We start from the raw sequence: 24764 nt of genomic DNA, 5'->3' as shown, positions 1-24764 counted from the left end.
TTCATGTCTGATCAAATACACGAACAACAGAACGAATTAGCCACACTCATTGACCGTTTTTCTGACAAGGACGGGGTGCATTCTACTGCCATTCCCTCCTTATTTTTAATCCGCGAATCTGTCGTTACGGAACCCCTATTCAGAGTTAATGAACCGTCCTTCTGCATTATCGTTCAGGGCGAAAAAGAGGTACTCCTGGGACAGGATCGTTTCCGTTATGGTCCAGGAAGTTATATCGTCGCAACCGTTGATTTGCCAGTTAGTGGACAAGTCATCCAGGCCTCGCCTGAAGCTCCTTACCTGGCGCTAAAACTTGAGTTTACATCCAGTGAAATTCTGGAGGTATTAAACCATTCCGACTTCCCTACAAAACCGCTGAAAAATGCGAGAAGGGCCATGTTTGTCAGCCAAACTGAATCGTCTCTGCTGGACGCGGTCGTCAGGTTGGCCCGACTACTGGAAGAACATTCGGAAGATATCCCACTACTCGCACCTTTGTTCAAGAAGGAAATTCTCTATAGAGTATTGAAAGGTCCCCATGGGGTTGCCCTAGAACAAGCTACAATGGAGGGCAGCCACACGTATCGAGTCAAAGACGTCATTCAATATATTATGAATCACTCTGATCAGAATTTCAGGGTTGAGGAATTGGCCGACTTGGCGAATATGAGCACTGCCTCGCTGTATAGACACTTTAAAGAAGTGACTGCCATGAGTCCAATTCAGTTTCAAAAACAACTCAGGCTTCAGGAAGCTCGACGCTTGTTATTATCTAAGTCCACCGATGCAGCAGATGTAGCATTTCAGGTAGGTTACGAGAGCCCTTCCCAATTCAGTCGTGAATACTCCCGCATGTTCGGTTTTCCGCCCCGGGAAGATATCAAACGTCTGAGAGGTAAAACCGATGAATCGACAACGATCTCCTGACTGTTACTCGCTAATATCATTCCTTCACATCGTTTAGTTTAACCCAAAAAAGGACTCCTTCTGTGTTGGCAGTCGGAGTCCTTTCTTATCCATATTTTAATGCAGATCATTAAAAACCAGTCGTATATTGTTTTGGAACGTCCGTTGTCTTGCGCAAAGCAGACGCAGCTTCCAATGCCCAGTAAGGATTTCTTAACAGCCCTCTTCCGACTGCAACGAGATCAGCTTCTTCATTTCCGATAACTGCATTCGCCAATTTCGGGTCGTCCAGTCTTCCAACAGCAATCACGGGCACATCAAGAGCTTCTTTGATTGCTTTAGCGAGAGGTACTTGATAAGCTGCGTGAGTTCCTGGTCTGCCCGATGCACCAATAGGTCCCTCGCCACCAGATGAGATATCGAACAGGTCCACGCCTGCCTCTTGATATGCCTTGGCAAACTCGGAACTTTCTTCAATTCCATAACCACCTTCGACGTATTCTTTTGCTGAAATACGCATCATCAGGGGCATCTCTTTTGGCATCTCTGCCTTTGCAGCCTGTATGATCTCCCGGCCGAATAAAGTTAAATCTTGTCCATATTCGTCTTCGCGCTTGTTCGTTAGTGGAGAATGGAACTGATGAATCAGATAGCCATGTGCGCCATGAAGCTCAATCGCATCAAATCCAGCTTTCACTGCACGCGCTACTGCACTACGGAACTTTTCAACCATTCCTTTTACTTCGTCCGTTGTAAGCGCTCGAGGTTGCTTGGAATTCTCATCAAAGGCGATCGCGGACGGAGCTACTGGAACCTCGGCATCTTCTGCTTTGCGGCCCGCATGAGCAATCTGAATACCAACCTTGGCACCATAACTGTGACACGCATCTACGATCCGCTTCAGAGCTGGGATCTGTTCATCTGACCATAACCCAAGATCATAATCTGAAATTCGACCATCTGGTTCCACATCTGTCATTTCAATGATAATGAAACCTGTTCCCCCCACGGCACGACTAACGTAGTGCATATAATGCCAATCTGTTGCAATACCGTCTTTTTGCTCAACTGAATATTGGCACATTGGAGCCATTACGACACGGTTTTTAAGCTCTAGGCTTTTAAAAGAATATGGACTAAACAAATCTGTCATCAAAATAAAACTCCCCTTTTCATGAATCACGTATAATAAAATGCATGCGCAAGCATTGAAAAAGTGCCTACGCTTAATAATTCCGTATGATTAAGAACTCACATGCTTTTACTTCATTTACTTCATCACATAAAGACATTCAAACCCATGCTTTCGCAAAATACGTATAGCCTTTTTGGATTGAAGCATACCAGGAGACATTATAATTACGTTATCTTCACGAAGAAGGTATTTTTGCCAGGTGAAAGCAAGACGTCCCAGTGAGATGTTAATCGTATCCGGAGTAGGATTAGCCATATAATCCGTCGCATCTCGAATATCGATCACTTTATACTGCCGAAAGTCACGCTCATGTCTGAGAAATACTTGATAATCAATATATTCAAGATTCCGCAATGGCCAAAATTGACGTACAACGATGAAGATACCTAATATGAAGGTCAAAAGCATCAACATAATCATTGTATAGCCCTCTCTTAACTCATCTGATATCGGCGAAAATTTTGTTTTGGATCAAAGTCTACTCAATGCCTCAGATATTACATCCTCGCCAGTGATTAGATCAAATGAACGCTTGTAGGTATTCTTTTCACTCAAACTTGCCAAAATCACATGAGCTACATCTTCACGAGCGATGTTACCGGATGTAATATTCTCAGAAGCAGAAACTTTACCTGTCCCTGGTTCATTCGTTAGAATCCCTGGACGTATGATGGTATATGTTAACCCACTGCTCTCTAACAATTTATCAGCATAGTGTTTCGCTGCATAATATGGAAGGATGTTATCATGCCAGTTCTCACGATTATTGGCTTGGATCGCACTTACCATGATAAATCGATCAATACCCGCTTTTTGAGCCGCTTCAATGGTTTTCCCGGCACCATCCAGATCAATCAGGAGTGTTTTATCATATCCCGTTGTACCGCCAGAGCCAGCTGCAAATACGATTGCATCACAACCCGTTGCAGCAGCTACAAGTGAGTCAACCGTACCTTCCAAGTCGGCAACCACTGTTTCCACACCCTGTGCCGCAAATGTATCTACCTGTTCTTGTTTTCGTACCATGGCAAGAACGGTGTGCTCTTCACTATTCTTCAAAAGCTGAATAAGCTGTTGACCAATTTGTCCATTTGATCCTACGACGAATACCTTCATGTTCAATACCTCCTTATACATGAATCACCGCATCCACAATAAAAGCATGCGCATGCATTTAATTTAACGGATATATTAATGAGTGTCAAGTCTTCTTATAGGGTAAATGACTACATTACCCTATATTCACCCTAGCCTTAGAACAATTCTTTAGTGAGTTTCTCTAATCGAGTCTCAAATCCATCCTGTTCCAATTCAGTTTGCAAGACCTGATTAAACGTTTGAAGTGCTTTCTTGTATTTATTCTCTCCAAGCTCCGTAATACGAGTGTAAATGCCACGTCGGTCATCTTCACATGCATGTCTCTCCAGAGCCCCACAGTCTTTGGCTTCCATCCTAACGACGAGCCTGGAAGTAGCACTTTGGCTCAACCCCACCAGTTCTTGAAGTTGCTGTAGGCGTAATTCCTTACCCTCCGCATTATATATGAAGTTTAACACATAAAATTCCTTCAAAGATAAGTCATATTGTTGAAGCAGAGCTTGTTCCAGCTTCTCGTTCAGATGGGTATGAAGGTTAGAGAAAGCCAACCAAACATTCAAACGTTCACTTTTTTGCTGCAATCTAGATCACCCCACTTGATATTTAATGTTCATCAGCTGTTATCCTATTGTATCAAGCTTAATTACATTGGTCAAAATCCATCCAAGATTGACGTATATAACATTCTAAGCTCATAAGAAGAGCATTTCCCCGTCTTGTAGCGACGTTTCGGAAATGCTCCAGTATTACCATGTATATGGTTCAATCTTACTTCGCCGAAAGCAGGCTGTCCGTTATAAACTGCAACTGACCTTCCAGCGTTAGCGGATCATTGTACGAGTCTGATGTAGGGTCAAGCTGGAACACATGATTTGCCTTCACCGCAGGCAAGTTCTTCCATAATGTATTATCATATACGATCTTGGGATCAGTCGTATCTCCCGCCCACGGGCTGGTGAAGATGATATCACCTGCATACTCCGGCAGTAGTTCCATGGAGATTGAAGCCCATCCAGTCCCGCTGTCAATTGCTTCAGCTTGAGCCTTGGCTGGTGCCTTGAGGCCAAACTCCCCGTAAATAATTTCACCGCCTCGACCGTAGTTATGACCGAATACAAATAACCCTTTTGCATACGGATTCAGAATGGAAACAGTGCGATCACCGACAACCTCCTGAACCTTAGGCTTCAGTTCATTGATGCGCTCTTCCCATTTAGCATTCCAGGCTATAGCGGCGTCTTCTCTATTCGTGAGCTTACCCATTTCAAGCATTAGATCCTTGAAATCACGCTTGCCAAATGTAATCTGTACGACAGGTGCAATCTGCTCCAGCTTATCGATGCCCTCTGTGCCCGTGTATACGATAAATAGGTCTGGTTTTAGACTGATTAGCATCTCTGGAGTAGGTACTTCACCCAAGTCACTGGTGCCCGCTGCTGCCAGTTGATCCTTGATATACTTGTTGTTTATCGCTCCGGATAATGCACCGACTACCGGTGCATCCAGAGCAACAAAGTACCCTGTCGAGAATGACGTCAGATCAACGATACGTTGTGGATTCTTGGGCACCTGTACTTCGCCGGCATCCGATTGATATGTAACGAGCTCCTCTTCAGCAGTGGCACTGGTTTCAGCGGAAGAAGCTGCATTCGAGTCCGTCTTGGTTTCTGTATCCGCAGCTGCATTGGTGCTGTCCGCGGTTGTACTATTGGTCGTGGCAGACTGTCCACATGCACTCAGTACTAGTAGCAAGATGAGTGCCATCATGATCCATATTGGTGTTCTCTGTTTCCGCAAAATAAACCCACCTCTTCATTGATATTGATAATCGTTATCAACGATATCATGCTCTGAACGTTTTGACAAGACAAGTTTATTTCACTCTCTCTATGAATTCTAACTTGCAAGTCACCAAGTTAAACAGCTATCATCAATAGAGTAAATAATAAACTTCAAAAAAGAGAGACACATTGGAAAGCCAATGAAACGTATCCAAGGAGGGCAACATGGAAGAGATTATATTGTGGTTAAAGTATTTGTTTTTAGGTATTGTTCAAGGGGCGACAGAACCGATCCCTGTCTCCTCAAGCGGTCATCTGATCATCGCCCAGAGACTCATCGGCATCAAGCAGAACGGATTGTCATTTGAGATTTTAACGAATACCGCATCGCTTATCGCTATTATTTTTATATACCGGGAAGATATCAAAAAGTTGATTAATGGTGCACTAGGTTACCTGCGTACTCGTAAAGAAGAATATCGAGCGGACTTCATGTTTTGCTTATACATAATTATTGGTACGATTCCCGCTTCTCTCATTGCGGTCCTCTTCAAGGATCGAATTGAAGAAATTTTCTCGTCCGTATATACTGTTTCCATCGCGCTATTAGTTACCGGGGTTGCATTATGGCTTATTCGTAATCTTCGTGGTCGCAAGCAAGATGGAGATCTGTCTACGAAAGATGCATTATTAGTAGGTCTTGCTCAGGCAGTCGCTCTTATTCCAGGAATAAGCCGCTCAGGAGCAACTGTAATCGCCTCGATCGCTGTCGGCATGAAACAGGAAACGGCTTTGAAGTTCTCCTTTATGCTGTATATTCCAATTAGTATTGGCGGACTCATTATGGGTGTATCCGACATCGCCAATGATCCGAACCGGTCACAGTTGGCAATCCCTTATCTGATTGCATTTATCACAACGCTCTTTGTCACCTATTTCTCCATGAGATGGTTTATGGGCATTATGGCCAGAGGCAACCTGAAATACTTTTCATATTATTGTTTTGCCGCAGGTACATTGTTACTGATCTTCTTGTAAAATAATTAGGTATAACAAAAGGAACAACCAGCGAATGGTTGTTCCTTTGTTTTGTAATGAGGGAACCACCTACCGTGACCGCAAGGGCTAGAGTGTCAGGCGGGCATCCTTGCTGCTTCTGTTAACCAGCTCTGTAGCCGCGAACATGACACTGAAGAGCATAAGAAGAATCAGGGGTACCATCGACATTCCCCATTGGCTTGCAATGAGCCCCATACCTAACGGAATTAATGTTGAACCTGTATAGGCACTTGCCATTTCAAGTCCAATTACACTTGGGGAGGCCTTCTCTCCGAACCGTTCTGGTGTCGCGTGAACAATACTCGGATAGATCGGTGCTCCACCCAATCCCACCACAAACAACGCACCTGCTGCAATCCAATACGGAATCGGCATAACCAGGATGACTAATCCCAAACACCCAACGATTCCACCATACCTGATGAGATTTTTGCTCGATACATGGGTCGATAGAAAGCCTGAGATTACACGTCCTACGATGATTCCGATAAAGAACAAGGAAGATAACGCTGCAGCAGTGCCCGGAGATACGCCTTTACCACCTATGAAGAAAGAAGCCATCCATAGACCAGCAGCTGTCTCAGAACCGTTGTAACAAAGCATCGCTAGCATCGACATCTTCACACCGGGGATACGTATGGCCTCACGGTTGCTCAACCGTTTCTTTTCACCAGCTGACTCCTCTACTCTTCCCTTCTCGAAGATCTTCCATAGAGACAACGTTGTCAATAAGATCACCGCGATCCCTAGAAGAATCAATCCTACAGTAACGTATCCTGCACGCCAGTTGTTTGCTTGATTCAGCCAATATGCCATAACCAGTGGGCCTGTCACGGCGCCAATTCCCCAGAAACAATGCAGCCAATTCATATGCTTTGCCTTGAAATGCAATGCTACATAATTACTTAGTGCCGCATCCACCGAACCTGCACCTAAACCCAGAGGGATCGCCAGAATCAGGAAAAACACAAAATTCTCAGAGATGGAGAATCCCAACAGAGCCAAGGTCGTAGAGAGGATGCTGAATAATGTGACTTTACCTGTTCCAAATCGGTGTAACAATCGACTGGCCGAGAGACTGGACACGACTGTACAAAATGAAATAATTAACGAAATGTAACCTGCCATTTCAGTTGTCGCATGTATATCGTTTTTCATGATGGACCAGGCACTGCCAAGTAAAGCATCTGGCAATCCCAGTCCTATAAATGCGAGGTAGATAATAATTAACAATAACGTGACCATTTGGGTGTACTCTCCTCAGTTTGTTTAATATTTGATTCTCATCGAACCACCCATATAATAATATTGATATTTTTATCCGTGATCTTCCTATATTTTGACTTGATATATCAGTATTCTGATATATTCATGCTACTAATTAATCAACTTTCCATCCGTCAGGGATGAATAGATGCAAAAGAAAAGTCGCCGATATGGCGACTCCCCCCCCTTTTTATAACCATATCACTTGTTCAAAATAGGGATTTCTCCAAGCAAATTCTTCAAGTTAATGGCATCCCAAGGCATATGCTCGGTTATCCCTAATCCAACTACATCTGTTTCTTCAGACAGTTCTTTGATCAGATGAAGCAAGTGAGGTATTTGCATGGTTCCCGCTGGTGAAAACACATAAGGTTCACCTGGTTTGGCGAATAACAATGAACGGAACATGTTGGGATCAAGCACATCCAGATCAAGGTGAATCGCCAGGTGTTTGATACCATTTTCTTTAATCCACTTCTTAATCGAATCCATGCCATGGGTTAATTCTTCAGTTCCAGCCGTTCGGATACCCAATCTTTGAATCACTTCGGTTTCCTGTTCCGTGGGGGTCGTCAACCCGGCCATGAAGACATGTTCAGGCTTCAAAGGGACTCTCACATGGTTGGCAAACTCCGGGTCGCCTTCCCCAAGAAGGTTCCCAAGCGGTAAAGTATGACCGTTGTCATAGCCCTCGTATCTAACCAAATCACCGTGTGCATCAATCCATATCAAACCAAGTTCTCCGCCATATCGTTCATTTAAATAGGCAAACGGGGCTTGTTCAACCAAACAGTCACCGCCAAACATGACTATGCGATCAGGCTGGTGAGCTTGAATAATATGATGGGCAGCCTGCAATTGCTGAAGTAGCTGTGTTCTGCCTTTTATCCCGTTCTCGCTTACCAGAGGTGTTCCATCATAAGCTTCAACAGGAACATGAATGAGAGGTTGATTATTGACAGGTGCGAGCCAAGCAAGCAGCTCCGCCCCAAAAGAGTAGTTTGGATTATCCCCACCTTGCCATTGTGGCATAAGTAAACGTATTGTTTTTTGAGTCATCGTAAATCTCCTTTACTTCAAAGTAAGGTTAGTATAAACTGAGCCCAAACAAATAAATAGTACGGTCTTTTATGATAGGTACTACCCGGAAGGATAGTGTAAATGATGAGTATGGCTGAATACCACGGCAAAGTTAAAAACATTCAAGATACCCCTTTTGGATATACGTTGTCTGTTATTGGTGGTAAATGGAAAATGGTAATTATGTATCTTCTGGCGGAAAACCCGCCTGTCCGCTTCAATGAACTAAAAAGACAGATCGGCGCCATCACATATAAAACGCTGAGTTCACAGCTCAAAGAATTGGAAGCAGATGGTATGATTACACGGAAAGAGTATCCCCAAGTCCCTCCTAAAGTCGAGTACCGTCTGACAGCGAAAGCTGACACGTTATTGCCCGTTTTGGAAGGACTATGCGAATGGGGTGTTCAACATCAAGACCCTTCGATCACTCATTCCGCAAAAGAATAAAACCTTTGGTCTATACCTTTAGAAAAATCGGATAAGTTAAAGCGTAAAAAAAGTCGCCCATAGGCGACTTTTTCTTGTATCTTATGCTCCTTTGTCCGTTCATTGAATGGAAGCTGTGATTCGTTCGTAGCGTTATACTTTTTCGTGCACCAAATCTTTCTGGTAGGCTAACACTCTGTCCCAATTACCACTGAAAATAGGAATTCGATAATATCCTACCCGCTCATAGAGTGCTGCCGCTTCCGGCTGCAAGGGGCCCGTTTGCAGTTTCAGATTAGTGTAACCCAGGTCGTGCGCAAGACGCTCCGCCTCAGCCAAAATCGCCTGAGCAATCCCCTTCCGACGATAGCCCCTTCGTGTATACATGCGTTTAACCTCTACAGATGTTTCATCAAGGGGCCGAAGTGCTCCGCAACCAACCGGATGCCCATCGATTCTGGCAACGATAAAGGTAGCACGTGGTACTTCAACGTCTGAAAGTTGAAAACCCGCCGTCCCATCACCACCATAGAGCAAACCGAGTTCTTCGCTCAGTTCCTTGATCAATTGCAGCGAATCCTCGCTTCGAATATCTTCAGCTGCCGCAAGCACAATATGTGTCATCTCACATACCCCTTTATCTTATTGGACTTGTTGGTTTTTATGATATATATAAATTATCATTCCCAACACCAAGCGTCAATTCCCCCATCCATTGAATATTTCTATACGTACCCGAACGTATCTTTTTGCAGTCTTTATTCGTTTACCTAAGAAATATAAAGACCCATTTTCTATATCACATTCATTTTTTGGAGGTCGGCATTATGGAAATTTCAAAAGGAATAGAGATGCTTCAACTCAATTTTGAAGGGAATGTGATTCACCCTATTCTGATATGGGATGAAGAAACAGCTGTGTTAATAGACGCTGGTTTCCCAGGGCAATATGACGATTTGCGAATCGCACTCGAAAAGATTGGTGTGCCGATCAGCCGACTTAAAGCAGTGATTTTGACGCATCAAGATGTGGACCATATCGGGTGTCTTCCCGAGATTTTGAAAGAGTGTGGTGATCATATCAGGGTATTCGCTCATGAACTGGATAAACCGTATATTGAGGGACAGCTCCCTCTTCTCAAAGACGGTCACCTTGAGCATCCTCCAAAGGGAAAAGTAGATGAAACGGTGACTGATGGTCAGGAACTTCCGTTATGCGGTGGAATTCGCGTTATTCATACACCTGGTCATACGCCAGGTCATATCAGTCTTTATCTGAAGCAAAGCAAGACACTCATTGCCGGAGATTCAATGTACAGTGTGGACGGCATGCTTGGAGGCATTCATGAACCAACTACACTGGATATAGAGTCTGCCCGGTTCTCATTGAAAAAATATACCGAACTCGACATTACATCTGTGGTTTGTTATCACGGAGGACTAAGTCATAGGAATGTAAATGAACAGATCTCAGGACTTACTCAAGAGTTATAAACATTAATATTGCTGTTCCACGAATGGTTACCGTCTATACCAGTAACCATTCTTAGTGGTTAGCATAGTAGTTCTATGGTTTGGCATACTGCAAAATGGCTGTAGCCGCACGAATTCGCAGCTCTTCTTCTTCACTGTGTAACGCTTCTCTGAGCACATGGAGAGCGGTTTGAATCGTGGCTTCATCTACCTCGACTGGGGAAGGAATAACTGCACCCGATGCTGCGGTGACTGCAAGCCCGCGATCCAGCTGTGCTTGTGATATGGGATACTCAAACTTCGCAAGGATGGATGAGTCATTTTGCAGTGTCTGCACTTTGTCATTCAGCTCAGCGAGAGGAATGCGTCCCAACCATGTAACTCCGCGACGATGGCAGATCAAGTCCTCTTCAGAGCCAGCGGAATCGTCGTAATAATAATCCCCGATATCTCCAACGTACGTCCATTCATCATCACTAATTAAGACATAATCGCCATCCTGCATAAGGTTAACAAACATATGTAATGTCGCAAGTGTATTTGCCAATTCCCACTCATCCAAGCTATACTGCTGAACCAGCTGTTCCTTCCATAGCTCCGGGGGCGTTTGCTCCAGATCTCCTGTACCTGACCAAGCAATACCAATAAAGTTATTTTCCAGAAATGATGCTACTCTGTTGATTCCGTGTACGGTGGACTGTATATGATAGAGATTCACGAGTACCGCCTTCCTTTCCATCATTCGTATGAACATAGTTAACCATTGTAACATTAACGGTGTCTATTTCAAATGTAATAATCTCTTTTTGATATAGCCTCAGGCTATAACTAGGTATAATTTAATGGAATTATGTTATAACTCTGGATCTGTGATAAATTTTGTGTAACATAAAAGCAGAGGGGTTTTAAGCGATGACAAAAAGTAGTGTATTGGGATATCCGCGTATTGGTGCTGATCGGGAATGGAAGAAAGCGTTGGAAGCGTTCTGGGCTGGCAAGCTGGAGGAAAACGAATTTCACGCACGTTTGCAGGAGATCCGTATCGATCATTTGCGCAAGCAGCAAGCGAAAGGCATCGACATTATTCCGGTTAATGATTTCAGCTATTATGATCATATCCTGGATACGGCTGTGATGTTTGGCATTGTTCCTAAACGTTTTGCTTATGATGGTGGTTCCGTTCCGTTGTCCGTATACTATGGCATTGCCCGGGGAACGAAAGATGCCGCAGCGAGCGAAATGACAAAATGGTTTAACACTAACTATCACTACATTGTACCTGAACTGGACGAGGCTTTCCCAACTCTGACAGAGAACAAACCACTTCTCGCTTATCGTGAAGCAAAAGAAAAACTCGGCATTGAAGGCAAACCGGTTATTGTTGGACCGTTAACCTTCCTGAAGCTCTCCAAAGGCTATGATAAATCCGAGACGGACGCTTGGCTGGACCGCTTGCTGCCACTTTACACTCAATTGCTTCAAGAACTTGCAAGCGAAGGTGTTCAGTGGGTGCAGATCGACGAACCTATCCTGGTAACCAAATTAAGCGATGAAGACGTACAGCGTCTGAATAAAATATATAAAACATTTGCCGCAGCCGTTCCAGGCCTGAATATCATGCTGCAAACGTACTTTGAATCTGTCGAAAACTACAGCGATATTGTTGCACTCCCAGTTCAAGGTGTAGGACTTGATTTTGTACACGGACTCTCTGGTAACACACAATCTATTCGGACATCCGGTTTCCCGGCAGACAAAGTGCTCGGTGCAGGTATTATTGATGGGCGTGGAATCTGGAAAGCCTCCCTTCAAGGAAAACTGAAGTTGCTGAATGAACTGGCTGAAGTCGTGACGCCTGAACGCATTATCGTGCAATCGTCCTGCAGCCTGCTGCATGTGCCAGTAACGACAGAACGGGAGGCAAAACTTACATCCGAACTGAAGAATGCTCTGGCATTTGCAGATGAAAAGCTGGATGAGATTGTTCTTTTGACTACAGCCTTATCTTCACCAAGTGCAGAGATTACCGCTAAAATAGATGAAGCAGAGCTTACCCTTCAGGCGCTTCAGCAATCCGAAGATCGGAACCGTACCGTTGTACAGAAAGCCGTTGCTTCCGTTAGTGTTCAACAGCCGGAGCGCTCCCGTCCTTTTGCCGAGCGTCATGAAGCTCAACAGGTCAAATGGCAATTGCCACTGTTCCCGACGACAACGATTGGCAGTTTCCCGCAATCTGCTGAAGTCAGAAAAGCACGTCAGTTGTGGCGCAAGGGTGAGTTGAACAACGAACAGTATGCTGCCTTCATCCGGGAGCAGATTGATATCTGGATTAAGATTCAGGAAGAGATCGGAATTGACGTGTTGGTGCATGGTGAGTTTGAGCGTACAGACATGGTTGAATTCTTTGGCGAGAAACTTGCCGGTTTTGCCTTTACACAGTTTGGCTGGGTACAATCGTATGGTTCACGTTGCGTGAAGCCACCTATTATCTTCGGCGATGTTGCATTTACCGGTGAAATGACAGTTGAAGAAACGAAATATGCCCAATCGCAAACAGAGCGCCCTGTCAAAGGCATGCTGACTGGCCCGATTACAATCATGAACTGGTCATTCGTACGCGAAGACATTGCTCGTGAGCAGATCGCCTATCAATTGGCGTATGCACTGAGACAGGAAGTTGAAGCACTTGAACAGGCAGGTATCGGCATGATCCAGGTTGATGAGCCAGCTGTTCGTGAAGGGCTTCCGCTAAAGGAAAATGAACAAGCCGATTACCTGGCCTGGGCAGTCAAAGCGTTCCGCATCTCCACGTGCACGGTGCATGAAACGACTCAAATCCATACACATATGTGTTATTGCGAATTCCATGACATGATTGATTCCATTGAAGCCATGGATGCCGATGTTATCTCCATTGAGACATCCCGTAGTCACGGTGAGTTGATTCATAGTTTTGAAGAAAATACGTATGAGCTCGGTATCGGTCTTGGCGTATATGATATCCATAGTCCACGGGTTCCGAGTGTGGATGAAATGAGCAGCATGATTGAACGCGCCCTGCGAGTTCTTGATCCGAAGCTGTTCTGGATTAACCCGGACTGCGGATTGAAAACCCGTGGACAGGAAGAAACGGTTGCCTCCTTGCGCAACATGGTTGACGCAACCAGAATCGCTCGTACAAATCACGCTTCTGCTGCTGTATTGTAGTCGGCTGCGAAGCAGCATATCTTCAAAAGTAAAGCAGGACACCCCTTCGTTAAATGGGTGTCCTGCTTTTTATGTGGTTACTTTTGTGGTTACTTTTGTGGTTACTTCTAACGTACATTCATTTCACTTGTAACATGGCGATCTCTGGCGTTCCCGCCCCTTTTCTCACCATCCAACGCTTACAACTAGATACTCTCTTCCAGTCATTGCTGCAATGGTATATCTTCAGTCAGTTCACCGAGCAGTATGTGACGGAACTCCCCGTCCTTATCAATTACCATCGTTGCGGGAAAACCCGTAATACGATACATGCCTGATATGTTGCCAAGGATTACTCATGATTCAAACCGCGCAATTCTGGCTTCTTGTTACAGGTGCTTATTGTTGTGGCAATGTATTTAACGGGTCTTACGTTAATCCCGAATATACGTTAATTGTACACACCATCCCTCAATTCAACTTAAAATCAACTATTCATGACCCTAATCCATTAAAACTAAGCGAAAATAGACGCTACATTTTTGTGTCGATATTGTGATGTAACCAAAAAAAGCCGCCATAATGGCGACTTCCTAAGTGAGAGTGTATTTTAATCATTAATTTCCCTCTTCCCTCTCACCAAGAATTCCGTAAAGAAACAGCTTGCCCAAGTCTTTTCGCACATTTACGTTAAGTTTTTCTGCGAAAGATGGTTCGCTCAACATGGCCATAATTCCATTCATAAAAATCATGATGGCTTCTGCCGATACACCTCCTTTTATTTTCCCCTCGGCTTTGCCTTGTTCGATCAGCTTCATAAGCTCAGGGATAACAACGTTTCTGGCATAATCCTCAACATGCTCTTTGAATGCTGGATCTTCGAACATAAAATTCTTGATGCCCTCACTATTCAACGTCTCTTGATTGTTTACGGATACCTCATACATTTTACTCATCTTATCTTCAAAAGGAATATCGGAGTTCATTAAAAGACTGAATTCTTTCCCCGACACATCTATTTGATGGTAAAAAATCTCCTTGGCCAATTCTTCTTTGCTTCCAAAAAAATTATATATGGATGCAGGAGACACACCAGCATGTTGCGCGATCTCTCTTACGCCGATTTCTTTAAAATTGCGAGTCATCACCATATCGATTAGCGATTGCAGGATTTGTTTTTTTTTCTGTTCTCTGCGTTTTTCGAAGCCATTCATGGGAACCTACCGTCCTATCCTCCGCGAATTATGTAACAATATACCTCTATGTTATATTTTTATTGACTTCTGATCAAGTCAGTAATATTATGTAACTGATATTGAATATGTTACATAACTTACTGTGGAGGTTGAGATCGATGATCAAGGTTCACTCATTAACGAAGATCTATTCGAATGGTAAGGGAATTCGGGATGTGAGTTTTGACGTTAAAGAAGGAGAGGTCTTTGGATTTCTCGGGCCCAATGGAGCCGGAAAAACAACTACCCTACGCCATCTGATGGGATTCGTGAACCCCTCCAGCGGGAAGGCAACTATTAACGGATTAGACTGCAGAAGGGAAGCAGCACAAATTCAAAAGCATCTGGGTTATGTGCCTGGTGAGATGGCATTTTACGATAACATGACAGGCATGCAGTTTCTGGACTTTATTGATGATTTAAGAGGACGTAACGACAAATTGCGCCGAAACCAATTAATCAACCGATTCGAGTTGGAATCAGATCGAAAAATCCGGAAAATGTCCAAGGGGATGAAACAAAAGGTAGGATTGACCGCCGCTTTTATGCACGACCCTGCAGTGCTTATTCTTGATGAACCTACAAGCGGGTTGGATCCGTTGATGCAAAGAAGATTTGTGGAACTAATTATTGAGGAAAGAAACCGGGGCAAAACGATACTGATGTCTTCCCATCTCTTTGATGAAGTCGATCACACTTGTGAACGGGTAGGCATCATACGGGAAGGATCAATCATAACCGTGGAGAACATAAACTCGCTAAAACGGACACTGCAGAAGAGTATTGTAGTCGCTCTGGCGCATGCGGAGGATATGAAAGTCCTTCAAAATAACGGACTCCTTTATACTGAATTGGTTCCCTTACGTGTGGACATTAAGATTACGGATGGATATGACCAAGTGCTCAGGGTACTCTCCCAGTGCAAGGTTATTGATATGGAGTGCCCTCCCCAAACGCTTGAACAAATTTTCATGGACTTTTATGGGAAGGAGCAAATTTAATATGTCTTGGGCACTATTTAAAGCAAACATGCGGGCCAATCGGTTCATTTGGTTACTTATTGTAGCCATTTATTCTTTTTACTCCATTATGCTGATAGGTATGTTCGATCCGGATAGCGTCGATGCATTAAAAGAAATGTTGAACATGCTTCCTCCTGAGCTCATCAATGCTATGGGAATGAACGTTGGAACCACTTTGCTTACCTTTCTTTCCGGAACACTTTACAGTCTTCTTCTCTATTTGTTCCCCATGATTGTTTCCATCATTACGAACCACCGAATAATGGCCGCTCATGTGGATAAAGGAAGTATGTCCTATCTGCTTTCAACGTCCAACTCAAGAAAACGCATTGCTGTTACCCAAGCGGTTTACAGTCTGATTTCAATAACAGCGATCTTTTGCTGGATTACGGTACTAACTCTTGTTGTATCATCTGTCATGTTTCCGGGGCTTATGGATATTAACAATTTCATTTGGCTTAATCTTTACGCCCTTCTGATGTATTACGCCATCAATGGCATCTGTTTTTTCGCATCTTGTTTGGCAAATGAAAGCAAGTACAGCCTTGGACTCGGGGCCGGTGTTCCTGTAGCGTTTGTACTACTGCAAATGCTGGGCGATTCAGGAGAAACGTTGAGCTGGATTGGCAATATTTCATTATATTCCTTGCTCGATCCGGTGCGATTGTTCGAGGGTGACAGCTTTGCGTATATGGGAATGGCTGTGTTCGCAGGACTTGCAGCACTTCTGTATGCTGCAGGAATCGTTATTTTTGATAGAAAAGATTTGCCTATTTAATCCGGGTATAGTTTGATCTACTCCCGCAAAGGGCCGCAATGATGGATAAACGCAAACGGGACGAAGCAGGATAAACTCTGCTTCGTCCCGTTTGAACGTGTATTAAACAACCGATATGTATTTTAAGGACTTTTGAGACAGCCACTTTTTTTAGTGTCTACTTAAAACCACATCGGCGACTTCCGATGAATCATATTATTCAAATGGATAGGTCCAAAATGTTTCTCTACCAAAACGTTTCTTGATTTCTTCATCATTCAGCTCACGATTCCCTACAAGCTCTGCTGCCTGGAATTGTGAACGATGGGCACGAATGGACGCCATTTTTCGATCCAAAAATTCGGATACGTCAACGAATACATCCGGTTTGCCAATGTACTGTTCCTGATTATTAGCGAACGCAACGCAGTGAACCACTGGTCGCTCAGCCACAGGAAGTTGAGCAATGGTACGTATAACAGCGGCTCCTGTTGCATCATGATCGGGATGAACACTGTACCCTGGATAGAACGTAATGACCAGCGTGGGGTTTAACTCTTTAAGTAGCGACATGATGGTGTCTTCCAGTAACTGTGGATCTTCGAACTCCAGCATTTTATCGTGGAAACCCAGCATTCTGAGGTCCTGAATACCAATCGCTTCAGAAGCTGCGATGAGTTCCTGTTTACGGATGGCAGGCAACGTCACTCTGTTAGCAAATGGAGGAATCCCCATGTTGCGCCCCATCTCGCCAAGTGTTAGACAGGCATAGGTTACATGGGCACCGCCATCTATGTATTTGGCTAACGTTCCCGATACAGAGAAAGCTTCATCATCTGGATGTGGATACACTACCAAGATGCGCTCATACTCGTTATGTGTAGTATTCATGGTTATTCCATCCTCCGCTTTCATCAGAACTTCTCCCGACTCAGTTGCAACGCCACAACCAGCTTGCCTTGACTGTCGTGACCAGCCAGAATCAGTCTTTCTTCTTCCTGCTCATCAATGTGTGTAAGGCCTTCGGCATAGATCCAACCTTGAGTTGTTTTCAGACCAACCCGGTAAGGACCTGTACCTGAGATGGAGCCCTGCGTATATCGTATGGCCGCATTGGTAATGAATGCCGATGCGGGATGTCTTGTACTGTCCATATGTTGTGCGTAAGCACCTGACGTGAGTTCGAGATGTACGTATAAGTCCTGATCAGCAAGTTGATTGATCCGGAGCTGAATGTCTTGAGGTTTTATCGGTTGCATGGCGGCCTCCTTGTCTAATGTAATTGTACGAATTTCATTTTAACATAACCACGAGAGAATATACATGGAAGGACCATGCCACCTGATCATAGAGCCTTCTATAAGCATCGGGCAAATTTTGGGAAAAACTACCTATAGTCCTTGTTCTGAACTGCCGCTGCCTGTCTTCACCGTCTGTACCTGATACATATTTACAGTTGTGCTTATCAGATAATCAGGTTTCTCCTGTGTTCTCTTCTCACGGTGGCCTTTGAGATGTACATCACTTTTCTCCCAATTCTTCCATGCTTCTTCCGATTCCCAGCGAATGATGACCATCACTTCTTCGTTCTCTGCATTTTTCTTGTTGACCATGACACTGAAATCAATCAGACCGGGCATGTCCACAACAGGAGTTGGGCCACTGAAACGCTCCACAATCTTATCGCTATTTCCTTTTTTGACAATGATGCTTCGAGTTTGAATCAACATATTAACTCCTCCTCGTAATCGCATGCCTCAGGTTATGCAATACGTGATGACATGTTTTATTCTCTTATTTTAATCTAATTGAAAATCATTATCAATGAAGAAGGTTCATTTTACATTTGAAAACAAGAACAGATCAACGTATTTTTTTCTCTTTTTATTCATCGATGATCTCTATATGATGGAGTGTAGGCAAAAAAAACGCCCATGATGAACACCCTTAATTCATATCATTAAATTGTGCTCAAACGTGTTTGGAAAGGAGTTAAACTCGACTTGAAATCTCTAATACAACTACTTCATTTCGGCTATCATCAGGCGATGAGCTGCATATTTCCCGTAGCGATCTTTGGAACACTTGCCTTGTCCAGCGTAATTCCGATTCCTTTCCTTCATCGATATGATGCCATTCTGCTTGTACTGCTTGGTGTCCAGTACCTGATGTATCGAAGCGGCTTGGAGACCCGGGATGAAATCAAAGTCATCTGTGTATTTCACATTATTGGCCTGGTGCTGGAAATCTATAAAGTATGGATGGGATCTTGGTCATACCCTGAGCCAGCTTACACCAAAATCCTGGGTGTCCCTCTCTATAGTGGATTCATGTATGCAAGTGTAGCCAGTTTTATGTGTCAGGTGTGGCGAAGACTGCGAATGGACATGACCGGATGGCCTGGTTTCGCACCTTCCGTTCTGCTCGGAGCAGCCATCTATATCAACTTTTTCACCCATCATTTTATTCCTGATTTTCGCTGGTGGCTGACGGCGCTTGTATTTATTGTCTTCTGGAAAACCTGGATTATCTACCGGGTACGAGCAACGACCTATCGAATGCCGTTATCGCTCGCTTTTATCATTGTCGGTTTCTTCATTTGGACTGCCGAGAATATCGCTACATTCTTCAATGCCTGGAAATATCCAGATCAGCATGATGCCTGGCAGCTAGTTAGCTTTAGTAAGATCAGTTCGTGGTTCCTGCTGGTGATCATCAGCGTCATCATCGTTGCTCAGCTCAAATATGTGAAGGCCAATCGAACCGCAGGTGATTCAAAGTCCAGTTAACTATTCATTCTCTAACCATAAAACAGCAGCAATCTTAGACTCGTACATAAAGTCTTCGAATGCCGCTGTTTTTTTGCGTGGTTCTATCTGAGATTATTCTCCAATAAGTAATGAGCCATAGCCATCTGCCTCTTCAAGGTCTTTGTTGATTAAGAGGTTCCCCTTTTCATCATATGCTTTGATCGTATAAGGGGGAGTCGCTGATGAAGGCAGGAATGCGTACCAGATTTGTTGGTTCTCACCTGCCTCAACCAGCTTTGCATCGAATGTGTCGGGCTTTCCATTTTCTTTGATTTCAACAGTTACACGTTTGATAGTTGAGTCTATTATATCACCAAATAACATGGGAAACGGAGTGGAGACTTGCTCCAGTTTCGGTATGCTCATATAATCCAAAGCAAACTTGGCTTCTTGAGATTCACTGATGGAATAACCTCCGCCCCATACCCATTTCCATCCGAAAATGTTCTTCCGGGCATACTCCATCTGAAGATTACTGTTACTGTTATTATCCTGATCTCTTTTTTGTGCGAACAAAATCACGCCATCGTCCACAACCTCCTTATGAATAAATTGCGAGGTATAAAATTCGCCTCTAAATTCTTGAACGGCCCCTTCAGGACTGTTCGCTATAGGAATATGTATAGGTTCACTCAATCCCCAAGCTTTGGATATCCGTCGATCAGACAGTCCTCCAGCTCGTTCATTCATATACATATAAGTACCAACTAACAGGGGCGACAGTAAAATCACCATTGCAGTGATTAGTAGAATTCTTCGCTTACGCTTGATCATCTCAATGTACACTCCCTTATGATAACGATGAAATATCAACTAAAATCATTCTAATATTACCATAATTAGCATGCAGATACTTGTTTCAGTACCATTCACACAAACCAAAAAGGCCGCCATAGGCGACCTCCTAATGATTTCAATGAAGTTATTCTCCCAAAAAGATTACTTCGGTTTCCAATTCAACATGGAACGTATCATATACTTTCTGCTGAATAAATTGGATCAGGTCCATGTAATCCTGGGCAGTAGCGTGATCCACATTCACGATGAAACCTGCATGTTTCATGGAGATTTCAGCGCCTCCAATGCGAGTGCCCTGCAAGTTGCAATCTTGAATCAGTTTCCCGGCAAAATGTCCTTCGGGTCGTTTGAACACACTTCCGCAAGAAGGGAACTCAAGCGGCTGCTTGGATTCTCTCAGGAACGTTAATTCCTTCATTTTACTTGAAATAACATCCTTGTTTCCTTTTTCGAGTTCGAATTCGGCCTCCAATATGATATAGTGATCCATCTTGAAGAGACTATTTCGATAACCAAACTTCATCTCTTCTCGGGCAATCTCCACTACTGCGCCGTCTTTGTTGATTACAGTCGCACGTTTGACCACATCGGCGATCTGACCGCCATACGCACCCGCATTCATATACAAGGCGCCTCCTGTACTGCCAGGAATGCCACATGCAAATTCCAAACCGGTCAAGCTGTGGTCCAAAGCAAGTCTGGAGACATCAATGATATCGGCGCCACTTTGCGCAATAATATTGTCCTCACTAACATTAACCTGATCAAAATGACTTAGCGAAACAGTGACTCCTCTGATTCCACCGTCTTTGATAATGACGTTTGACCCTTTGCCAATAACCGTCAGAGGCAATTGATGTATGTTGGCAATCTCTACGATTTTTTTAATTTCGTCTATCGTCGTTGGATGAATGAGAATATCTGCGTTGCCACCAATTTTAATATACGTGTGTTCTTTTAGCGGTTCATTAAATTTCACTTTTTCCATAGGTATCTGATGCTCAAAAATATTCATGATTTTCTCTCCCTGCGTTCTCAAAAAGAACATGATTCTTCTATTGTAAATGGAAATGTACCCTCATTACAATCCATCACATCTTTTTACTGTCCAGACCAGTAGTTTGCAGCCTTACTTTCCTGTAGTTTGATATATGATATTCATCTATCCATTAGGGATGTGACTAGTTGTTATTATGGTTACAATGGACGATCCTTCCTTCCATGTAGTATATGGTTGTGGTAACCTTCAGGGATTTTTGTTTTCTATGGAAAAATAAAAAACGCTACTGACAAGCACAGTAGCGTTTGATATATGCCCAGCTTTGATACTACATAATAATCATTTGCTTAAGAGATGGGTATATCCGTATCTGTTAATTCGACTGACAGTTTCCATAAACGAGTCGCTTGCTCAGGGTCGATGGCATACTGCTTGACCCCATAGAAACCTCCATCTTCGGGAGCCATTTCACTGATGTCACAATCCTCGCAGTATACACCGCCTTTTCCCTTAAGCTGAGGCGAGGTTGCTGCCCAGACTTGCGTTGCTGCCCCCTGTTCAGGTGTCTTAAACGCAGGATTGGCGACCTCGCCAGTCTCGTCAATCCAACCCAGCGCGATCATCTCCTCTTTTGGCATATGACGCTGAAGAGGTGTCATAATTCCACCCGGATGCACCGAGAATGCACGTATGCCCTGCTCAGCACCCCGTCTGTCCAGTTCAACGCTGAATAAAATGGTTGCTGTCTTGGACTGTCCATAGGCGGGGAATTTCTCATAGCCATGCTCAAATTGGATGTCATCCCAACGAATCGGTGAGAAATGATGTCCCGCTGATGCCAACGAAACTACGCGCGCGCCTCCCTGACTAGCGAGTGCAAGCCATAACAGATTCGTGAGCGCGAAGTGACCCAAATGATTTGTTGCAAATTGAGCTTCCCAGCCAGGACCAACCCGCGTCTCTGGACAGGCCATGATGCCAGCATTAAGAATCAGCATGTCGATGTTCCGATCACTTGCCAGAAACCGCTCGGCAAAAGCACGAACGCTGGATAAATCAGCGAGGTCCAATGCATCTATTTCAACGCCTTCCAGACCAGCAAGTGCTTCTTTCGCAACCGCTGGACGACGTGCAGTCACCACTACACGGGCTCCCGCATTGACAAGCGCACGTGTTGTCTCCAACCCGAGGCCGGAATATCCACCCGTTACAATAGCAATCTGTCCTGACAAGTCCAGATCTCTCAATACATCCTCCGCTGTACTGTTATGGTCAAATCCTGAGCCTATTTTATGTTGTAAGGTTTTGAAATTCTCTTCCTGTGTCATCACGTCATCTCCTTTGATATCCTTGTTCAGTCTTTTGCAGTCTATACCTTAGAGTGTGCTCTAAGTCAAATGGAAGTGAAGAAATCGCCTCGCAACTTCTCCGTGCAATCTGTAAAAGTAAAAAAGCCGCCAGTTGGCGGCTTTCGTTGAAAAGATTCTCGTTATCCAGATTACGAATCACCCTGAACGGTTGATAACGAAACAAGGACCGGGCTGGCGAAATCAGAGGCTTCTTCCCCTTTGGGGTTATGAAGACGGAATAGAAAAGCGTCCCCTTTTTCTGATTTCCAGACCATATAATCACGGACCCCTTCTTCACCAGAGGCCTGAAGATAGAGCTCGGCGGAACCAAGCGGATGCTCCACCAGCTCTCCACTATAATCAGATACCTTACCGGCTTTTTCTAATTCTTCCTTGCCCGCAGTCTCCAGTTCTGCCAGATTATAATCCGCAGGCAGCGGTTCAATATCCACATAATAATCAGCGTTACGGGTCAGTGACAGACGGCCTTGAGCAGCATCAAATGTGAATTTCTCGAATACGTACAAGGAAAACCCTTCTCCTTGTTGCAAGGTCGCCTCTAGTGATTGATTGCCATCTGCGGTCATCATTTCAAAACTTTCGGTCTGTGGACGCTCCGTTACATTTGCTTCTTCTTCTGTTTCATTCGTTTCAGATGCTTGCTCACTTTCTGTTGAAGGTGCTGGAGTAGATTCACCTACTGGCGTTGATGGTTCAGGGCTAGCGGAAGGTTCATTACCACCTGAGCAAGCTGCAAGTGCAAGAACCATGGTGATCAGCGTAATACTCATTATAAAAGAACGTGGTTGTTTCACCCGGATCATTCCTTCCTATCATTATTTTATCCTTGCATGTTATTACCCATGGCAGATGCAGAAGGAACGCCTATTTCAGTGCTGCAGGCAACTTAACTCCGAGAAGCTTGCCTTCGGCTTGGATAATGATCATTCCGTTTGTCTTCAACGTTGTGTTGTGCAGATCTCCCCCAGTGGAGACTCGAAAGACGGGCTGACCCGACATCATATTGATAGCAAGCAGTGTGCCGTTACGTTGCGCTCGATACATTCCTTTGCTGTAAACATCCATCTGAGAAACGGGAGCATCACCATGCCACTTAACCTCCTGACCATTAGCCAACTTGATGCCTGTGAGTTCACCGGTGTCGAGGTTTTTGTATATCAGCCTTTCCTGTACAATACCGAGCAACGCCATCTTGTCCCCGTAAGGTCGCTGAAAAGTTCGAAGGGGCGCTGTTTCCGACTTAGTCGGATTCAACGGATACTCCGCTATCTTGTCTCCCTGTTCAATATAAAGTTTGTCTTTATGAACAAGTATATCTCCTCGACCATTCGTATACGGCGGGTCTCCGGGCATTGTCCACGTATACTCTTGGCTTCCTTTCAACACACCGGTCTTTAGGTTATACGTATTGATCTTCCATTTGCGTTCAGGTGACGAATCGTATTCCTCCAGCATTGGAGAATAGGTGTCCACCGAATATACAAGACCATCTTTGATCTGAAGAGCCTGCCCCTGACCAAAATGATTCCATAGCTTCTTGCCCGTTTTCTTGTCATACGCATTAAGCTGAATGGATGTAAGTGCCCCTTGGACAAAAAAGGTTCTCAGCACCACACCATTAGACTCTTCAAGATATTCAGTACCGTGACCTTCGCCTAATGGTTCATCTGCCTTCCAGCGCAGTTTGCCTGACTTGATATCCAGTGCAAACGTTGTACTTCCCTTAATCACGTAGAGAGTGTCCATCGTTGGAATCAGAGCTTCCGTACGTTGAACCGTATCAATCCAGGTGGATGTTCCTGACTGCCATTTTGCTTTGCCTGTCTTCGCATTCAAGGCATATGGCTTGTGATCAATAGTCAGGCCGTAGAGTACGCCGTCCTGATAGGTAATATACGGGGCCAGGTCTTTGCCGTAAGTCCACAGCCGTTTACCTGTTGTCGCATCAAGTGCAATCAACTTCGATCCAGCAAACGTGAATACTTTGCCTTCTTCTGCAATAGCATTAGCTCCGATGTACGTCTCGTTCATATTCAAATAGTTATCTACTTTCGCTGTCCAAGAAGGTTTCAGTTCAGGTACAGTGATTCGCTGATACGAATACCAGTTACGGATGGATACATCCGATGCTTCAGCATGTGCCTGAGATGGCAACACACCGATGACTCCGTGAACCATCAACACTCCGGCAGTAAGGCCTGCAATGATGGGTCTTCCTGCTCTTCTTTTCCAATGCTTAGTCGTTTGACGTTTATGTCTTTTGATCATAGATAGTGAGTCCTCCTGTGAAAACTATCCTG

26 protein-coding genes are annotated in these 24764 nt (G+C 44.3%); 8 read left to right on the top strand and 18 right to left on the bottom strand.

The window, feature by feature from the left end:
• Window positions 1–3 precede the first annotated feature (3 nt).
• Window positions 4–927: an AraC family transcriptional regulator gene (locus AC1S8V_RS14230; RefSeq protein ID WP_482074141.1), complete on the top strand. Its 924-nt coding sequence runs from the start codon at window positions 4–6 to the stop codon at window positions 925–927.
• 109 nt (window positions 928–1036) lie between these two features.
• Here the strand turns inward: AC1S8V_RS14230 and AC1S8V_RS14225 are convergent, their stop codons facing one another.
• The 5 genes from AC1S8V_RS14225 to AC1S8V_RS14205 form a co-directional block, all read right to left on the bottom strand.
• Window positions 1037–2059 carry an NADH:flavin oxidoreductase/NADH oxidase gene (locus AC1S8V_RS14225; protein WP_482074140.1) on the bottom strand — a complete coding sequence of 341 codons (1023 nt, stop codon included), beginning with the start codon at window positions 2057–2059 and terminating at the stop codon, window positions 1037–1039.
• A gap of 117 nt (window positions 2060–2176) precedes the next feature.
• Window positions 2177–2521 carry a rhodanese-like domain-containing protein gene (locus AC1S8V_RS14220; RefSeq protein ID WP_482074139.1) on the bottom strand — a complete coding sequence of 115 codons (345 nt, stop codon included), beginning with the start codon at window positions 2519–2521 and terminating at the stop codon, window positions 2177–2179.
• A gap of 51 nt (window positions 2522–2572) precedes the next feature.
• A complete protein-coding gene (locus tag AC1S8V_RS14215; RefSeq protein WP_482074138.1) occupies window positions 2573–3217 on the bottom strand; it encodes an SDR family oxidoreductase in 645 nt (214 codons plus the stop codon).
• A 137-nt stretch (window positions 3218–3354) separates the two neighbouring features.
• Complete coding sequence (locus AC1S8V_RS14210; RefSeq protein WP_482074137.1) at window positions 3355–3780, bottom strand: MarR family winged helix-turn-helix transcriptional regulator; 426 nt, start codon at window positions 3778–3780, stop codon at window positions 3355–3357.
• Window positions 3781–3967: 187 nt separating this feature from the next.
• The gene (locus AC1S8V_RS14205; RefSeq protein WP_482074136.1) at window positions 3968–4996 is read right to left on the bottom strand and encodes an ABC transporter substrate-binding protein; all 1029 of its coding nucleotides are present in this window, start codon (window positions 4994–4996) and stop codon (window positions 3968–3970) included.
• A 209-nt stretch (window positions 4997–5205) separates the two neighbouring features.
• Between AC1S8V_RS14205 and AC1S8V_RS14200 the strand changes: the two genes are divergently transcribed.
• The gene (locus AC1S8V_RS14200) at window positions 5206–6018 is read left to right on the top strand and encodes an undecaprenyl-diphosphate phosphatase (protein WP_482074135.1); all 813 of its coding nucleotides are present in this window, start codon (window positions 5206–5208) and stop codon (window positions 6016–6018) included.
• 87 nt (window positions 6019–6105) lie between these two features.
• Here AC1S8V_RS14200 and AC1S8V_RS14195 read toward each other — a convergent pair whose 3' ends face one another.
• Both AC1S8V_RS14195 and AC1S8V_RS14190 read right to left on the bottom strand, forming a co-directional pair.
• On the bottom strand, window positions 6106–7284 hold the full coding sequence (locus tag AC1S8V_RS14195; protein ID WP_482074134.1) for an MFS transporter: 1179 nt from the start codon (window positions 7282–7284) through the stop codon (window positions 6106–6108).
• Between the two features lie 222 nt (window positions 7285–7506).
• A complete protein-coding gene (locus AC1S8V_RS14190; protein WP_482074133.1) occupies window positions 7507–8364 on the bottom strand; it encodes an arginase family protein in 858 nt (285 codons plus the stop codon).
• Window positions 8365–8469: 105 nt separating this feature from the next.
• Between AC1S8V_RS14190 and AC1S8V_RS14185 the strand changes: the two genes are divergently transcribed.
• Window positions 8470–8835, top strand: a complete 366-nt coding sequence (locus AC1S8V_RS14185; RefSeq protein WP_482074481.1) for a winged helix-turn-helix transcriptional regulator — start codon at window positions 8470–8472, stop codon at window positions 8833–8835.
• Window positions 8836–8967: 132 nt separating this feature from the next.
• Here AC1S8V_RS14185 and AC1S8V_RS14180 read toward each other — a convergent pair whose 3' ends face one another.
• On the bottom strand, window positions 8968–9438 hold the full coding sequence (locus tag AC1S8V_RS14180; protein ID WP_482074132.1) for a GNAT family N-acetyltransferase: 471 nt from the start codon (window positions 9436–9438) through the stop codon (window positions 8968–8970).
• Between the two features lie 203 nt (window positions 9439–9641).
• On the opposite strand from AC1S8V_RS14180, the gene AC1S8V_RS14175 reads away from it, so the two are divergent.
• Window positions 9642–10307 carry an MBL fold metallo-hydrolase gene (locus AC1S8V_RS14175; protein WP_482074131.1) on the top strand — a complete coding sequence of 222 codons (666 nt, stop codon included), beginning with the start codon at window positions 9642–9644 and terminating at the stop codon, window positions 10305–10307.
• Between the two features lie 73 nt (window positions 10308–10380).
• On the opposite strand, the gene AC1S8V_RS14170 is transcribed toward AC1S8V_RS14175, so the two are convergent.
• Window positions 10381–11004, bottom strand: a complete 624-nt coding sequence (locus tag AC1S8V_RS14170; RefSeq protein ID WP_482074130.1) for a hypothetical protein — start codon at window positions 11002–11004, stop codon at window positions 10381–10383.
• Window positions 11005–11198: 194 nt separating this feature from the next.
• On the opposite strand from AC1S8V_RS14170, the gene metE reads away from it, so the two are divergent.
• On the top strand, window positions 11199–13493 hold the full coding sequence (metE, locus tag AC1S8V_RS14165; RefSeq protein ID WP_482074129.1) for a 5-methyltetrahydropteroyltriglutamate--homocysteine S-methyltransferase: 2295 nt from the start codon (window positions 11199–11201) through the stop codon (window positions 13491–13493).
• A gap of 596 nt (window positions 13494–14089) precedes the next feature.
• Here the strand turns inward: metE and AC1S8V_RS14160 are convergent.
• Window positions 14090–14686 (bottom strand): TetR/AcrR family transcriptional regulator, encoded by a 597-nt coding sequence (locus AC1S8V_RS14160; RefSeq protein WP_482074128.1) that lies wholly within the window; start codon window positions 14684–14686, stop codon window positions 14090–14092.
• A gap of 140 nt (window positions 14687–14826) precedes the next feature.
• Between AC1S8V_RS14160 and AC1S8V_RS14155 the strand changes: the two genes are divergently transcribed.
• Complete coding sequence (locus tag AC1S8V_RS14155) at window positions 14827–15708, top strand: ABC transporter ATP-binding protein (RefSeq protein ID WP_482074127.1); 882 nt, start codon at window positions 14827–14829, stop codon at window positions 15706–15708.
• Between the two features lies 1 nt (window position 15709).
• Entirely contained in the window at window positions 15710–16507 is a 798-nt protein-coding gene (locus AC1S8V_RS14150; RefSeq protein ID WP_482074126.1) for a hypothetical protein, read from the top strand.
• Window positions 16508–16702: 195 nt separating this feature from the next.
• On the opposite strand, the gene bshB2 is transcribed toward AC1S8V_RS14150, so the two are convergent.
• From bshB2 to AC1S8V_RS14135, 3 genes are all read right to left on the bottom strand, one after another.
• Window positions 16703–17377 carry a bacillithiol biosynthesis deacetylase BshB2 gene (gene bshB2 / locus AC1S8V_RS14145; protein ID WP_482074125.1) on the bottom strand — a complete coding sequence of 225 codons (675 nt, stop codon included), beginning with the start codon at window positions 17375–17377 and terminating at the stop codon, window positions 16703–16705.
• A gap of 23 nt (window positions 17378–17400) precedes the next feature.
• Window positions 17401–17745 carry a YojF family protein gene (locus AC1S8V_RS14140; protein ID WP_482074124.1) on the bottom strand — a complete coding sequence of 115 codons (345 nt, stop codon included), beginning with the start codon at window positions 17743–17745 and terminating at the stop codon, window positions 17401–17403.
• Window positions 17746–17877: 132 nt separating this feature from the next.
• Window positions 17878–18216 carry an antibiotic biosynthesis monooxygenase gene (locus AC1S8V_RS14135; RefSeq protein ID WP_482074123.1) on the bottom strand — a complete coding sequence of 113 codons (339 nt, stop codon included), beginning with the start codon at window positions 18214–18216 and terminating at the stop codon, window positions 17878–17880.
• Between the two features lie 273 nt (window positions 18217–18489).
• Here AC1S8V_RS14135 and AC1S8V_RS14130 point away from each other — a divergent pair, with 273 nt between their 5' ends.
• On the top strand, window positions 18490–19275 hold the full coding sequence (locus AC1S8V_RS14130) for a DUF817 domain-containing protein (protein WP_482074122.1): 786 nt from the start codon (window positions 18490–18492) through the stop codon (window positions 19273–19275).
• 93 nt (window positions 19276–19368) lie between these two features.
• Here AC1S8V_RS14130 and AC1S8V_RS14125 read toward each other — a convergent pair whose 3' ends face one another.
• The 5 genes from AC1S8V_RS14125 to AC1S8V_RS14105 form a co-directional block, all read right to left on the bottom strand.
• Window positions 19369–20070 (bottom strand): hypothetical protein, encoded by a 702-nt coding sequence (locus AC1S8V_RS14125; RefSeq protein WP_482074121.1) that lies wholly within the window; start codon window positions 20068–20070, stop codon window positions 19369–19371.
• Window positions 20071–20218: 148 nt separating this feature from the next.
• Window positions 20219–21109, bottom strand: a complete 891-nt coding sequence (gene murB, locus AC1S8V_RS14120) for a UDP-N-acetylmuramate dehydrogenase (protein ID WP_482074120.1) — start codon at window positions 21107–21109, stop codon at window positions 20219–20221.
• 332 nt (window positions 21110–21441) lie between these two features.
• Entirely contained in the window at window positions 21442–22422 is a 981-nt protein-coding gene (locus AC1S8V_RS14115) for an SDR family NAD(P)-dependent oxidoreductase (protein WP_482074119.1), read from the bottom strand.
• A gap of 170 nt (window positions 22423–22592) precedes the next feature.
• The gene (locus AC1S8V_RS14110) at window positions 22593–23234 is read right to left on the bottom strand and encodes a hypothetical protein (RefSeq protein WP_482074118.1); all 642 of its coding nucleotides are present in this window, start codon (window positions 23232–23234) and stop codon (window positions 22593–22595) included.
• A 94-nt stretch (window positions 23235–23328) separates the two neighbouring features.
• Entirely contained in the window at window positions 23329–24732 is a 1404-nt protein-coding gene (locus AC1S8V_RS14105) for a PQQ-binding-like beta-propeller repeat protein (RefSeq protein WP_482074117.1), read from the bottom strand.
• Window positions 24733–24764 lie beyond the last annotated feature (32 nt).

The organism is Paenibacillus sp. B46(2026) (assembly GCF_056786355.1).
The sequence above is the reverse complement of the archived record's forward strand: the minus strand, read 5'-3'. Positions and strand labels throughout refer to the sequence as shown.

What these genes read in the sequence shown, in the direction of transcription:
- AC1S8V_RS14135 (WP_482074123.1), bottom strand. Translation starts at nt 18,216, where the DNA reads ATGTTGATTCAAACTCGAAGCATCATTGTCAAAAAAGGAAATAGCGAT.
- AC1S8V_RS14105 (WP_482074117.1), bottom strand. Translation starts at nt 24,732, where the DNA reads ATGATCAAAAGACATAAACGTCAAACGACTAAGCATTGGAAAAGAAGA.
- AC1S8V_RS14160 (WP_482074128.1), bottom strand. Translation starts at nt 14,686, where the DNA reads ATGAATGGCTTCGAAAAACGCAGAGAACAGAAAAAAAAACAAATCCTG.
- AC1S8V_RS14215 (WP_482074138.1), bottom strand. Translation starts at nt 3,217, where the DNA reads ATGAAGGTATTCGTCGTAGGATCAAATGGACAAATTGGTCAACAGCTT.
- AC1S8V_RS14110 (WP_482074118.1), bottom strand. Translation starts at nt 23,234, where the DNA reads ATGAGTATTACGCTGATCACCATGGTTCTTGCACTTGCAGCTTGCTCA.
- AC1S8V_RS14140 (WP_482074124.1), bottom strand. Translation starts at nt 17,745, where the DNA reads ATGCAACCGATAAAACCTCAAGACATTCAGCTCCGGATCAATCAACTT.
- AC1S8V_RS14230 (WP_482074141.1), top strand. Translation starts at nt 4, where the DNA reads ATGTCTGATCAAATACACGAACAACAGAACGAATTAGCCACACTCATT.
- AC1S8V_RS14225 (WP_482074140.1), bottom strand. Translation starts at nt 2,059, where the DNA reads ATGACAGATTTGTTTAGTCCATATTCTTTTAAAAGCCTAGAGCTTAAA.
- metE (WP_482074129.1), top strand. Translation starts at nt 11,199, where the DNA reads ATGACAAAAAGTAGTGTATTGGGATATCCGCGTATTGGTGCTGATCGG.
- AC1S8V_RS14195 (WP_482074134.1), bottom strand. Translation starts at nt 7,284, where the DNA reads ATGGTCACGTTATTGTTAATTATTATCTACCTCGCATTTATAGGACTG.
- AC1S8V_RS14190 (WP_482074133.1), bottom strand. Translation starts at nt 8,364, where the DNA reads ATGACTCAAAAAACAATACGTTTACTTATGCCACAATGGCAAGGTGGG.
- AC1S8V_RS14185 (WP_482074481.1), top strand. Translation starts at nt 8,470, where the DNA reads ATGAGTATGGCTGAATACCACGGCAAAGTTAAAAACATTCAAGATACC.
- AC1S8V_RS14150 (WP_482074126.1), top strand. Translation starts at nt 15,710, where the DNA reads ATGTCTTGGGCACTATTTAAAGCAAACATGCGGGCCAATCGGTTCATT.
- bshB2 (WP_482074125.1), bottom strand. Translation starts at nt 17,377, where the DNA reads ATGAATACTACACATAACGAGTATGAGCGCATCTTGGTAGTGTATCCA.
- AC1S8V_RS14175 (WP_482074131.1), top strand. Translation starts at nt 9,642, where the DNA reads ATGGAAATTTCAAAAGGAATAGAGATGCTTCAACTCAATTTTGAAGGG.
- AC1S8V_RS14180 (WP_482074132.1), bottom strand. Translation starts at nt 9,438, where the DNA reads ATGACACATATTGTGCTTGCGGCAGCTGAAGATATTCGAAGCGAGGAT.
- AC1S8V_RS14200 (WP_482074135.1), top strand. Translation starts at nt 5,206, where the DNA reads ATGGAAGAGATTATATTGTGGTTAAAGTATTTGTTTTTAGGTATTGTT.
- AC1S8V_RS14115 (WP_482074119.1), bottom strand. Translation starts at nt 22,422, where the DNA reads ATGACACAGGAAGAGAATTTCAAAACCTTACAACATAAAATAGGCTCA.
- AC1S8V_RS14220 (WP_482074139.1), bottom strand. Translation starts at nt 2,521, where the DNA reads ATGATTATGTTGATGCTTTTGACCTTCATATTAGGTATCTTCATCGTT.
- AC1S8V_RS14155 (WP_482074127.1), top strand. Translation starts at nt 14,827, where the DNA reads ATGATCAAGGTTCACTCATTAACGAAGATCTATTCGAATGGTAAGGGA.
- AC1S8V_RS14125 (WP_482074121.1), bottom strand. Translation starts at nt 20,070, where the DNA reads ATGATCAAGCGTAAGCGAAGAATTCTACTAATCACTGCAATGGTGATT.
- murB (WP_482074120.1), bottom strand. Translation starts at nt 21,109, where the DNA reads ATGAATATTTTTGAGCATCAGATACCTATGGAAAAAGTGAAATTTAAT.